This window comes from Aliiroseovarius sp. S1339, from assembly GCF_023195695.1.
Lineage (GTDB): Bacteria > Pseudomonadota > Alphaproteobacteria > Rhodobacterales > Rhodobacteraceae > Aliiroseovarius.
On record NZ_JALPQG010000004.1, the window covers coordinates 204,435 to 217,033 of the forward strand.

11 protein-coding genes are annotated in these 12,599 nt (G+C 58.8%); 4 read left to right on the top strand and 7 right to left on the bottom strand.

The features are described 5' to 3' along the window. Nucleotides 1–59: 59 nt before the first annotated feature. From MUY35_RS07675 to MUY35_RS07700, 6 genes are all read right to left on the bottom strand, one after another. Nucleotides 60–797 carry a hypothetical protein gene (locus tag MUY35_RS07675; protein ID WP_248365352.1) on the bottom strand — a complete coding sequence of 246 codons (738 nt, stop codon included), beginning with the start codon at nt 795–797 and terminating at the stop codon, nt 60–62. 97 nt (nt 798–894) lie between these two features. Continuing rightward, on the bottom strand, nt 895–2,004 hold the full coding sequence (ugpC, locus tag MUY35_RS07680) for a sn-glycerol-3-phosphate ABC transporter ATP-binding protein UgpC (RefSeq protein WP_248365355.1): 1,110 nt from the start codon (nt 2,002–2,004) through the stop codon (nt 895–897). Beyond that, nucleotides 2,005–3,663: an alpha-amylase family glycosyl hydrolase gene (locus MUY35_RS07685; protein ID WP_248365372.1), complete on the bottom strand. Its 1,659-nt coding sequence runs from the start codon at nt 3,661–3,663 to the stop codon at nt 2,005–2,007. A 3-nt stretch (nt 3,664–3,666) separates the two neighbouring features. After that, a complete protein-coding gene (locus tag MUY35_RS07690) occupies nt 3,667–4,803 on the bottom strand; it encodes a carbohydrate ABC transporter permease (protein ID WP_248365704.1) in 1,137 nt (378 codons plus the stop codon). Continuing rightward, entirely contained in the window at nt 4,800–5,795 is a 996-nt protein-coding gene (locus MUY35_RS07695; protein WP_248365375.1) for a sugar ABC transporter permease, read from the bottom strand. The genes MUY35_RS07690 and MUY35_RS07695 overlap by 4 nt, the downstream gene beginning before the upstream one ends. A gap of 87 nt (nt 5,796–5,882) precedes the next feature. Beyond that, entirely contained in the window at nt 5,883–7,235 is a 1,353-nt protein-coding gene (locus tag MUY35_RS07700) for an ABC transporter substrate-binding protein (protein ID WP_248365378.1), read from the bottom strand. Nucleotides 7,236–7,543: 308 nt separating this feature from the next. Between MUY35_RS07700 and MUY35_RS07705 the strand changes: the two genes are divergently transcribed. The 4 genes from MUY35_RS07705 (at nt 7,544) to MUY35_RS07720 (ending at nt 11,644) form a co-directional block, all read left to right on the top strand. Continuing rightward, nucleotides 7,544–8,584 (top strand): substrate-binding domain-containing protein, encoded by a 1,041-nt coding sequence (locus tag MUY35_RS07705; RefSeq protein ID WP_248365386.1) that lies wholly within the window; start codon nt 7,544–7,546, stop codon nt 8,582–8,584. Nucleotides 8,585–8,647: 63 nt separating this feature from the next. Continuing rightward, complete coding sequence (locus MUY35_RS07710; protein WP_248365388.1) at nt 8,648–9,982, top strand: GH1 family beta-glucosidase; 1,335 nt, start codon at nt 8,648–8,650, stop codon at nt 9,980–9,982. After that, on the top strand, nt 9,979–10,938 hold the full coding sequence (locus tag MUY35_RS07715) for an ROK family protein (protein WP_248365402.1): 960 nt from the start codon (nt 9,979–9,981) through the stop codon (nt 10,936–10,938). Before MUY35_RS07710 ends, MUY35_RS07715 begins: the two co-directional genes overlap by 4 nt. A gap of 49 nt (nt 10,939–10,987) precedes the next feature. Then, on the top strand, nt 10,988–11,644 hold the full coding sequence (locus tag MUY35_RS07720) for an NnrU family protein (protein ID WP_248365405.1): 657 nt from the start codon (nt 10,988–10,990) through the stop codon (nt 11,642–11,644). Here MUY35_RS07720 and MUY35_RS07725 read toward each other — a convergent pair. Beyond that, the gene (locus MUY35_RS07725; protein ID WP_248365407.1) at nt 11,619–12,593 is read right to left on the bottom strand and encodes a GlxA family transcriptional regulator; all 975 of its coding nucleotides are present in this window, start codon (nt 12,591–12,593) and stop codon (nt 11,619–11,621) included. The genes MUY35_RS07720 and MUY35_RS07725 overlap by 26 nt on opposite strands. Nucleotides 12,594–12,599 lie beyond the last annotated feature (6 nt).

Sequence of the window (12,599 nt, forward strand, 5' to 3'; positions counted from 1 at the left end):
GTCCCTTGTCCGAAAACCTGCCCCCGCAATATCAACAGGGGCGCGGATGGGCAAGGTGATCAGTGGTTGGGTGTTGGGTTCACCATCCAGCTTTCAATCAGCTTGCGCACCGCTTGATCCTGAGGAATCCAGCGCTTCTCGTAGTCGAGAGATGATCCAAATCTGTAGTGGAGTAACATGCCGCTATAGGCTCGATAGCGAATTTGGCAGGAGCCAAACCCAGAACAGCTTGTCTCAAGCGGTAAGCCCAATGGGGATTGATAGTTGTCGGGAAACCGGATCAGCCCGCCGGTAAACTTGCGCCCAAAATACTCCTCAACCAGCGGACGAGCGTCAGTGTCAAGCCTTGAAAACCCAAATGGAATATCTTGCCATTGGCCTTCGAAGCGGTCACGATTCCGCTTTTCACCAGCCTCAACAAGCTCGCCGTAATAGCCGCCGGTCAGTGCAAGCATGCCGACTTTCTCCAAATCGCCCGGCTTCCATCCAATAGCGGCCTGAAATTTACCACGCATGGCTGAACCATAGACCTCGGTAATTAAGATCGGTTCCTCTAAGCACTCAAGATCTCTCAGCCACCCTCCGCCCTCGCGCGCCCTTCGTTCAGCATTCCAGGACGCGGGGTTGGGCAAAGCAAACTGCACTTCGCCGTCTTCGTCATCGGTGGGCTCATAGACCTGAAGAATCACATCCAGCGTTTCGCCATAGCAGGCGTTCTTGTCGGTTTCGGCAAGCGCGGCGATGATTGATCCGCCATACAGACCCACCGCACCGATCACGGCCAATATCGGTTTCATCAAATCACCTCGAACAAACCTCGTGCTGTTAGCCTAGGCCGGGTGATATTGATCAATCAATGGTAGATCAGCGCAATAGATGATTGCCGTGGGTCACTCAGCCCCGCATCGTCACGCCATTGTGGAATATCTGTAGCTTGGACGGGTCCGCGGTCAGCTTTACCAACTTGTTTTTCAGGTCATCATGGATACCGGGCACCTTGGCGATCAGGTGGGTCTGGTTGGCGCTGTCCGCCCCCTCGCCCACCGACATCTTCGAGGGGATGTAGAGCAGAGTGACCTCGCCCAGGGCTTCGACGATCTCGACCGTGCCGGTGAAGATCGCGCCGCCATCGGTTTGCACAAAATCCTCGGGCCGCACGCCAAGGTTCACAATTTTGCCCATGTCGGCGTCGGTGGTGGCAATGTCCGTGCGCGCCACACCACCTGCGTCCAGCGTCACCTCGGTTTGTGCGCCAGTGCCGGTGATCTTGCCCGGCAGAAGGTTCATGGCGGGCGAGCCGATGAACTGGGCCACAAACTCGGTGCGGGGCCGTTCGTACAGGTCCAGCGGACTGCCCACCTGCGCAATGCCCTTGTTGGCCAGCACCACAATCCGGTCGGCCAGCGTCATCGCCTCAACCTGATCATGCGTGACATAGATCATCGTGCTGTCCGGCATCGCCTCTTTCAGCTGCGAAATCTCGATCCGGGTCGCGACGCGCAGGGCCGCATCAAGGTTCGAAAGTGGTTCATCGAACAGGTAAACCTTGGGGTCGCGCACAATGGCCCGCCCGATCGCCACCCGTTGCCGCTGGCCGCCCGACAACGCCTTGGGCAGACGATCCAGATAGGGATCCAGTTGCAACGCCTTGGCCGCCTTGTCCACGGCGGCGTCGATCTCGGCCTTGGGTTTCTTGGCGATGTTCAGGGCGAAGGCCATGTTGTCGCGCACCGTCATATGCGGATAAAGCGCGTAGGACTGGAACACCATCGCGATACCGCGCTGGCTGGGCGGCACGTCGTTTACCACCACGCCGTCGATTTCCAGCGTGCCGTCGGTGATCTTCTCAAGCCCCGCGATCATCCTGAGAAGCGTTGACTTCCCACACCCCGATGGACCGACAAAGACAATCAGCTCGCCTGTCGTGATGTCCAGGTTGATGTCACCCAGCACATTCACATTGCCGTAGTTTTTCACCACATCCGTCAGCTTTAGATCGGCCATTTATATGTCCCCCTCGGGTTTCATCACAAGTGTGTGCCAGCCCGGCAGCTTGATCTTTTGTCCGTCTGCAATAGTCGTCTGGTCCGTATCCACCGATGTCCATGCCCCGGCAGGCAACACGAGGTCTTGTTCTGTGGCCCCGATATTGAAGGCGCACAGCAACTTTTCATCGTCCAGGTTTCTGAAAAACCGCAACACCTGACCATCCGCCCTGACATCCTCTATCGAGCCTTTGGCAAGCGCCGGATGGGCGCGCCGCAGCGCTATCACCTGTCGGTAATGGTGAAGCAGCGATCCCGTGTCTTGCTCGGATCGTTCGACCTCATGGCTCAGATGCTCGGCTGCCACGGGCAACCATGGCTTTGCGGCACTGGTAAAGCCGCCATTGCTGTTCGAGGCCTCCCACACCATTGGCGTGCGACAGCCATCGCGGCCTTTGAACTCCGGCCAGAATTCGATGCCGTAAGGGTCTTGCAGGTCGTCAAAGGCAACCTCTGCTTCGGTCAGCCCAAGCTCCTCACCCTGATAGATACAAGCCGAGCCGCGCAAGCACATCAGAAGCGTGGCAAACAGCCGTTGGGCGTCTTCGGACAGGTTCCAGCGCGTCGCGTGGCGCACCACATCGTGGTTGGAATAGGCCCAACAGGCCCAGCCATCTTGGGCGACGCGGGCGACATGGTCCATCACCTCGGCCACGCGGGCAGCGTCGGGTTGGTCGCCTGATAGAAGCTCGAACGCATAGCACATATGGGCCAGATCATCGCCGGCAGTGTATTCACCCAGTATTTCCAACCCGCGCTGCGCATCACCGACCTCGCCCAGCAGGGCGCTGTTAGACGGCTCCATTACTGCGCGTAGCTTGCGTATGAAGTCCAGCGTTTCGGGGCGGTTCTTGTCATAGAGGTGTTCTTGGTGGTTATACGGGTTCACCGCTGGCGCGATTGAGGCATTGCGGTCCTCGGGCGGCAGTGGAGGGTTGTCACGAAGCTGGGCGTCGTGGGTGTAGAAGTTGATTGTGTCTAAACGGAAGCCATCGACGCCTTGATCAAGCCAGAACCGGGCCACGTCCAGCAGTGCCTCTTGCACGGCAGGTTCGTGGAAATTCAGGTCTGGTTGGGACACAAGAAAGTTGTGCAGGTAATATTGGCACCGGCGCGCATCCCACGACCAGGCCGATCCGCCAAAGATCGACAGCCAGTTGGTCGGCGGCGTGCCGTCGGGTTTTGCGTCGGCCCAAACATACCAGTTCGCCTTGTCGTTTTCACGATCCGCGCGGCTTTCGACAAACCACGGGTGCTGGTCCGAACTGTGGCTCAGCACGAGGTCGATCATCACCTTCAGGCCCAGCCCATGCGCCGTTTGCACCAGTGCGTCAAAATCCGCGAGCGTGCCGAACATCGGGTCCACATCGCAATAATCGGACACGTCATAGCCAAAATCTTTCATCGGCGAGGTGAAGAACGGCGAAATCCAGATCGCACCCACCCCAAGGGTGGCGACATAAGGCAGACGACGGGTAATGCCGCGCAAATCGCCAATTCCGTCACCATTGTCGTCCTGAAAACTGCGCGGATAGATCTGATAGATCACCGCGCCGCGCCACCAGTCCGCCTGTTTGGCAAGATGCGTCAGTTCGCTTTTATTGACCGAAGCATTCATGTCTCAGCCCCCTTTGACCGAGCCGGCCAGCAGACCGCGCACAAGATAGCGTTGGAGTGAAAAGAAGACGGCAATCGGCACTGCGATCGACACGAAAGCCGAGGCTGCAAGGATTTCCCAATCTCCACCGCGTGATCCCAGAAGGTCAACAATGCGACCCGTCATCACGACCTGATCCTCACCGGTGCCCAGAAACACCTTGGCGACAAGCAGATCATTCCAGACCCATAGGAATTGGAAGATTGCAAAGGATGCCAGTGCTGGGAAGCTGAGCGGCAGGATGATCTTGCGGAAGATCGCGAAGTCTGATGCACCATCAACGCGGGCGCTTTCAATGATCTCGCCGGGCAGACCAGCCATATAGTTTCTGAGCAGAAACACCGCGAGCGGAAGCCCGAAGCCCGTATGGGCCAGCCAAATCCCGATATATCCCTTGCCGATCCCGATATTATTATGAAGTTTCAAAAGCGGGATGAACGCGACCTGAAGCGGCACAACCAACAGGCCCACAATGCCCGCGATCAACAAGGCGCGGCCTGGCATCTCCATCCACGCCAGCGCGTAGGCGGCGAAGGCTGCCACTAGGATCGGGATGATTGTGGCCGGAATGGTGACCGTTAGCGTGTTCAACAGCGCTTTGCCCATACCTTCGGCAAACAGCACCTCTCGGTAGTTGTCCAGCGTGAAGCCGGGCGGGGTTTCGGCGCGCACAAACAGGCGTTGGCCACGGCTGCCCGATGGCTGCTCGCTGTAGGCAATGCGGTAATCCCCGTTGGCCTCAACGGTGATTTGATGGCCCTTCGGATGGGTCGCAACCTCGCCGGGTGCGAAGGCTTCGGGCGCGCGAGAGGCGATGCCGAAAGCGGTGACGTTGCCGGACCCGCCTTCAAATACACTGCCCGACAGAACCCAGCCCGCCCCATCAGGTGCGGCGTTGTCAGGGGCATCTGCGCGCACGATCACGTTGCGTTCGGATGCCGACAAGGCGGTCCACCAGCCCGAGGTCGAAATCGCGTCACGATCCCGAAATGAACTGACCAGAAGGCCGAAGGTCGGGATGATCCACAGCAGAACCAGGAACCCAACCGCAAGGTTGACCGCCCAAGTCAGGCGGGATTTAGTGCCAGCCATTTCCATCAGCGGTTCTCCTTATGAGCGTTTGAGATGTTCCAGATCATCACTGGTGTCACCAACAGCATGATCACCATCACGATGGCCGATCCGCGTCCGAAATCAGGCGATCCACGGAACATCCAGTCATACATGAGGTTGGCCAAAACTTGTGATCCCCACTGCCCGTTGGTCATGGCGAAGACGATGTCGAACACCTTCAGAACGGTGACGGTAATGGTCGTCCAGACCACCGCAATGGTGCCCCAGATTTGCGGAATTTTGATCTTGAAGAAGATTTGCAGCGCCGTGGCACCGTCAAGATAGGCCGCCTCAATCGTTTCTTCGCTGATGCCTTTCAGGGCGGCCGACAGGATCACCATCGCAAAGCCGGTTTGAATCCAGATCAGGATCACCATCAGGAAAATATTGTTCCAGAAGGGCAGCGTGATCCACGTCTGCGCGGTGCCGCCCATCGCTTCGACAATCGCGTTCAGCAGGCCGATCTGCTCACCCTGATTTTCACCGCGATAGTCATAGATGAACTTCCAAATCACCGAAGCGCCCACAAAGCTGATCGCCATCGGCATGAAGATCAGGCTTTGCGCGATAGACCCCCATTTGATGCGGTCGGTCAGTCCGGCAGCGACAAGCCCAAAGAAGGTCGAGGCTGCAGGCACAATGACCAGCCACAGAAGGTTGTTGCCAAGGCTTTCGCGAAACTTCTCGTCGCCCGCCAGCCATGTGTAATTATCGACCCCAATGAATGCGCCACGCGTATCACGCATGGACAGAAAGAAGGTCGAAACCACCGGATAGACCAGATACATGGTCAGAACCAACAAGGCCGGCAGAACAAATAACCAAGGCCGGATCGCCGTCGATTTGTTGATGTTAGCCCCGGCATTGGGCCCGCTTGCAGGATAAATCCGATCAAGCAGAATGTTTGAGAAATAGAAATAGGCAACACAGCCGAAGACGCCCACGATGATCGTCGAGACCGCAAATAATAGCTGGTCCATGGCTCCCCCTGTCACCGCTGCGCGGCGATTTGAGTGGCTGGTTCCGGCAACAACTGACCGCCGGAACCTATTGTTATTATTTCAGACTTACTTGATCGACTCCCACGTCGACTGGATTGACGCGGCCACTTCGCTAGCGTCTTTTCCTCCGGCGTAATCGACCATACCCGTCCAGAAGACACCTGCGCCAACGGCACCCGGCATCAGGTCCGAACCGTCAAACCGGAACGTGTCTGCGCTCAACAAAATGTCGTTCATCTTGGCGACCGTCGGGTCGGTATAGACGTCGGTGTTCACGCCCTTATGTGGGGTAAGGAAACCCTTTTGTGCCATCCAGACTTCATGCGCGATGGGGGATTTCAGGAATTCCATGAAAGCCTGCGTTCCTTTGGAATCGCTGGTCACGCCCCAAACCGTACCCGCCCCCAGAACCGGCTTGCCAAGATCCTTGTCGGCGTAGGCCGGGAAATAGAAGAAATCCGCATCCACGCCAACTTCGGTGCCTTCCGGAAAGAAGGTCGGGATGAAACTGGCCTGACGGTGCATGTAGCATTGCGGTGGCGATGCAAACAGGCCTTGCGGGCTGTCACGAAAGTCGGTCGTGGCAACAGCGCCCGCGCCGCCCGAGACATAGGCATCATTGCGGGCGAATGCGCCGAATTCCTCGATCGCGGCAATCACTTTCGGATCGTCGAAGGGCAGTTCGTTCTTGGTCCATGCGTCGTAGTCTTCAGGCGTGTTGATGCGCAGCATCATATCCTCGACCCAATCCGTCGCAGGCCAGCCTGTTGCCCCGCCCGATCCCAGACCGATACACCACGGCACCTCGCCGTCAGCCACGATCTGGTCGGTCAGCGCTTTTAGCTCTTCCATCGACTGCGGCACTTCATAGCCCGCATCTTCGAAGTTTTCGGGCACATACCAGACCAGCGACTTTACATCGACCTTGTAAAAGAAGCCGTAAAGCGCATCTGTGCCGTCTTTCCCAGCATATGTGCCAAGATCGACCCAGCTTTGGCCCGCAGCATAATTGTCGCGCACCCAGTCCGCCATTCCTTCAGGTAACGGCGACAAAAGCCCCTTGCCTGCCAGATCAGCCGCCAGACCCGGTTGCGGGAAGATGGCGATATTGGGCGGGCTGCCAGCTTCGGTGTCGATAACGATCTGCTGCTCGAAGCTATCGGACCCGGCATATTCGACGTCAGCGCCCGTGGCGTCTTCGAAATAGGCGATCACGCTTTCCACCAGTTCCTTGTCCGGGCCGAGCCACGGACCAAGGATCGAGATCTTTTCGCCCGACAGGTCCATCTCTTTCAGCGCCTCATAGCTGTCCCAGCTAAACGCGCCTTCGCCCGGTGCAAATTTCAGATGGCCATCAGCCTGCGCCATACCAGCCATCAGCGCCAGCGCCGCCGCGCTTGCGTAAAATACGTTTTTCATTCTTTCCTCCCTACGGCCCTTTCGGACCCATTAGGTATTTCGGTCGGCTGCCCGACCCCGGCACCTATGCGCCGGATGACATTCCCAAAGCGGCCAAGAATGGCAGATTCGCCAAATCATCCAAAGCGCTGTGAATAGCCCAAGGTTGCGCAGAAATATCAACCTGTCAATCATCACGTTAGCGCAAACGTAAAAATCACCAAAATACTTTATTTTCAATGTTAAATATAAAACTTCCTTTGACGCAGGCCTTCGTGGTGGGTAACGTCAAAGCTATTCAAACCGCTTTGAAAGCCGGTGCCGACGCTATGACACTGAAAGAACTCTCGGGTTTGCTGGGCCTGTCCCAGACCACCGTCAGCCGCGCGCTGAACGGCTATCCCGAAGTGTCGGAAGCGACGCGAAAGAGGGTCGCAGCGGCCGCCCGCGAACACGGCTATGCCCCCAACACACGGGCCAGAGCGCTTGCCACAGGCCGCGCGATGGCCATCGGCCACGTGATCCCGATCAGTTCGAAACACGAAATGGTCAACCCGGTGTTTGGCGACTTCATCGCGGGCGCAGGCGAGGTTTATTCCCGCAACGGGTATGACATGCTGCTATCCGTCGTTCCAGATGATGACGAAGACGCAGCCTATCGCAGTTTTCTGACCAAACGGAATGTGGACGGCATCATCCTGCACGCCCCCACCCTGAATGATCCGCGCATTCCATTGCTAAACGCGCTGGGTCTGCCGTTTGTTGTGCATGGGCGCAGTTCGGATGCCCAAGCGCCCTATGCGTGGGTTGACGTCAACAACAAAAGCGCCTTTCAGCGGGCCACCGATTTCCTACTGGATTTGGGGCACGCGCGCATTGTCTTGGTGAACGGGCTCGAGCACATGGATTTCGCCATTCGTCGCCGCGCAGGTTATGAGGCGGCCCTGAAAGCACGCGCCATACCCCCCGACCCTGCTCTTATGTTCGCAGGCGAAATGACTGAGGCGCAGGGCCACGACTTGACCCGGTCCCTGCTAGCTGGCCCCAATCCCCCAACGGCGTTTCTCGTCAGTTCAATGATCACCGCAATGGGTGTGCGACGCGGGATCGAAGAATTGGGCCTGACCATGAGCCGCGACGTGTCTTTGATCACCCATGACGATGACCTGAGCTATTTCCGAAACGGCGCGGATATCCCAGTTTATACCGCCACGCGATCCTCGGTTCGCGATGCGGGGCGCAAGGCGGCCCAGATGCTGATCGACATCATGCAGGGGCGCGACACCGCACACGAAATCCTGCTTGAGGCGGACTTGACACTGGGCCAATCGACCGGGCCCGCAGCCCGGCTGAAAGTCGAAACGGGCTGACAGTGGCGCCACCTTGGGCGGGTCAGCAAGATCACGAAACCCTTGTGAGAGAAGGAGTTTACGATGCTGCCACATCGCACTGAATTTCCTGACGATTTTCTGTTTGGGACCGCCACTTCCGCCTATCAAATCGAAGGTCACGCGAAGGGTGGTGCCGGGCGCACGCATTGGGATGATTTTGCCGCCACACCGGGCAATGTGGCGGGGGCAGAAAACGGCGCGATTGCCTGCGGGCATCTGGACCGATGGGCGGAAGATCTGGACCTCGTGCGCGACGCGGGTTTTGACGTCTATCGTTTCTCAACCTCGTGGGCGCGCGTGCTGCCGGACGGGCGCGGCCCGCCCAACAGCGACGGCCTCGATTTCTACGACCGGCTTGTGGACGGGATGCTGGAACGCGGGATCAAACCCGCTGCGACGCTTTATCACTGGGAACTGCCCTCGCCCTTGGCCGATCTGGGTGGCTGGCGCAATCGCGACGTCGCAAGCTGGTTTGCTGATTTTACCGAGGTGATCATGGGCCGCATCGGCGACCGCCTGTGGTCCGCCGCGCCAATCAACGAGCCATGGTGCGTCGCGTGGTTAAGCCATTTTGAGGGCCACCACGCCCCCGGCCTGCGCGACATCCGCGCCACCGCCCGCGCAATGCATCACGTGTTGCTGGCACACGGTCGCGCGACCGAAGTGATGCGGGGGCTGGACATGTCCAACCTTGGGGCCGTGTGCAATATGGAATATGCCGCCCCCATCGATGACACGCCGGACGCCCTGCGTGCCGCCCGTGTGCAGGACGCGATTTACAACCGGTTCTTCATCTCGGGCATTACCAAAGGCGTCTATCCCGACGAGGTTCTGGAAGGGATCGAGCCGCACCTACCGCAAGGCTGGCAGGACGATTTTGCGACCATAACCGCACCCATCGACTGGATCGGCGTCAACTATTACACCCGCAAGATTTATGGCCCCGCTGATCGGGTGCCTGCCCCATGGCCCGCCACGCGCGAGCATGAAGGCCCCCTGCCCAAAACCGCGATGGGGTGGGAGGTTTTTCCCGACGGGCTGGTCCATTTCCTTGACATGGTGGCGACGGACTATACGGGCGACATGCCGATCTATGTGACCGAAAACGGCATGGCCGGACTGGTCGAGCGCGACAGCGACCCGACCCATGACCCCGACCGAACAGCGTATCTGGCCGACCACCTCGATGTGGTCAAAGCGGCCGTAAAAAAGGGCCTTCCGGTAAAAGGCTACTTTACGTGGTCGCTGTTGGACAATTATGAATGGGCTTTGGGCTATGCGCCGCGTTTCGGGCTGGTCCATGTTGATTTTGAAACACTGAAGCGCACGCCAAAAGCGTCCTATCACTCCCTCAGAAAGGCCTTGTCGCGCCCATGACCCCCTATTCGCTTGTTGCCGATGTCGGTGGCACAAACACCCGTGTCGCCCTGGCCAACGGTAAAGAGCTTCTGGCCGACAGCATCGTCAAACACCGCAACACAGATCACGCCAGTCTTGCGGAGCTTTTGGCGAGTTATCTGCAAGGTCAAGGCAAGCCCACTTGCGACCGCGCTGCCGTCGCCATTGCAGGGCCGGTCAAGGACGGCGCAGGCCGACTGACCAACCTGAATTGGGAGATCGACAAGGCGACCTTGGCGAACGTCTCCGGCGCAGGTCGCAGCGCGGTATTGAACGACCTTCAAGCGCAAGGCCACGCGCTGGGGCACATCGCTGACGCCGATCTGGTGACACTGAAACAGGGTGACGACGAAAATCCGAACGCCGCCATGCTGGTCATCGGCGTCGGCACTGGCTTCAACTGCGCCCCGGTGTTTCAGACGGCCAAGGGGCGGTTCGTGCCCCCGTCAGAAGCCGGGCACCTGACCTTTGCCGCACGTGGCGAGGAACAGTGGGACCTGTCGCAATTCCTTGATGCAAAACTCGGACATGTCGCGGTCGAAGATGTCTTGTCGGGTCGCGGGCTTGAGCGATGCTACGCTTGGGCATCGGTCAAGGCAGGCCAAAACAAAACCGCCAGCACCGCCGAGGTTTTCGCCGCTGCCCAAGCAGATGACCCGACCGCAATCAAGGCCATCGGCGCGTTCACCGCGGCCTTGGGAGGCGTGGTCGGTGACCTTGCCCTGACGCTTTTGCCGTTTGGCGGCATCTATCTGGTCGGCGGCATGTCGCGCGCCATCGCGCCTTGGTTTGACCGCTGCGGGTTTGACGCGGCCCTGACAGATAAGGGGCGGTTCAGCAACTTCCTCAATGCCTTCTCAATCCGGCTGGTCGAAGATGACTACGCCGCGCTTTCGGGTTGCGCCCATTTCCTGGCGCGTTCAGACAATCAATAACAATCAATTTCGCGCTGACGAAAGGCGCTTATCTAGGCAGGAGGCTCTCATGTCGGGCTGGGTCGAATATGTGTTGGCGTTCGTGGTGTTCTTTCTGACGCATTCCATCCCAGTGCGTCCAGCGGTGAAATCCCGCCTTGTGGCAAAGCTTGGCGCGCGCGGGTTTACGTTGAGCTATTCACTGCTGTCGATTGCTGTGCTGGCTTGGGTGATCATCGCGGCAGGGCGCGCACCGTTCGTGGGGCTGTGGGATTGGGCGCCGTGGCAAAACCATGTGACGCTAACCGTGATGTTTCTGGTCTGCTTGATTGCCGCGTTGGCCATCGGTCGGCCAAACCCGTTGTCCTTCGGCGGGGCACAGAATGACCGCTTCGACCCCGACCGTCCCGGCCTGATCGGCTGGCTGCGACATCCGCTTCTGGTGGCGCTGTTCCTGTGGGCTTTCGGGCACATGGTCCCCAATGGAAATCTGGCCCATGTGATCTTGTTTGTGGTGTTTGCAGGCTTTGCCCTGCTGGGAATGCGCATCATCGACCGGCGGCAAAAGCGCATTTTGGGCGCGGATCGATGGGCCGCGCTTTCCAACACACGCCGCGAAATCGTGGTGACGCGCGGCGGGGTTATCCGCGTCGCAATTGCGATTGGTGTTTATGCCCTACTGCTCGCCCTGCACGGCCCGATCATCGGGGTTGAGCCCCTGCTGTGATCGCCGCCCCACGCGCGACGACCCGTGGCGACAGACCAAATTCGACCCGAAAGGCGCGACTGAACGCACTGGCGTCAGCGTATCCTGCGCGCAGCGCAACTTCGGCGATAGACAGCCCGCCCGCTTCTAACATCCGTCTGGCCGAATTCAGGCGCAAGCGACGATAGACCTTCTGCGGCGACGCGCCGAAATGACGTTCAAACCGTTGCTCCAGATCGCGTTGGCGACAACCGGACCGGCGGGCAAGCTCGGGAATGGGAAGCGGCGTTTCGATGTTGGCCTCCATCTCGCGCAGGCAGGCCTCGACGCGACGATCACCGCGCACGCGCGCCAAAGCGTGGGGCGCGGTGACGCTTTCGGACATGAACATCTGGGTGAGTTCCAGCAACAAGGCCGCGCCGTGATCTTCGCCGATCAACTCGCAGGTCAGATCATATGCCGCCATCCCGCCGCTGCATGTGATGCGATTGCCGTCGCGCACCCAGCGGGCGCGTTCGACCTCTATGGATGGGAACCGTTCGCCAAAGGCGTCCAGAAGATCGAAATGAATGGTCGCGCGACAGCCGTCCAAAAGCCCTGCAGCCGCCAACACCCACCCCCCCGTATCAACGCCCACCATGGTTTGGAACCGTCCGGCCAAGGCTCGCAAAATCTTCGCATTGGCAGGGGTCGCATGGGTCTGGTGATCATAGCTGCAAATCGCAAAAAGGAAATCGCCCTGCCCGATATCCGACAGCCGCGCCGTTGGCATAATTGGCAACCCGCTGGAGGAATGAACCACCCAATCATCAGGCGTGCATATTTGCCATTCAAAGGCCGAGTGGCCCACCAGCGTATTGGTCGCCCGCAACGGCTCTAACAGGTTCGCCAGCGCCATGTTGGAAAAGCGATCATACAGCAGAAAGCCGATCTTGCGTGTCTTCGTGCTGGATTTCGACCAATTCTGCATAGTTTT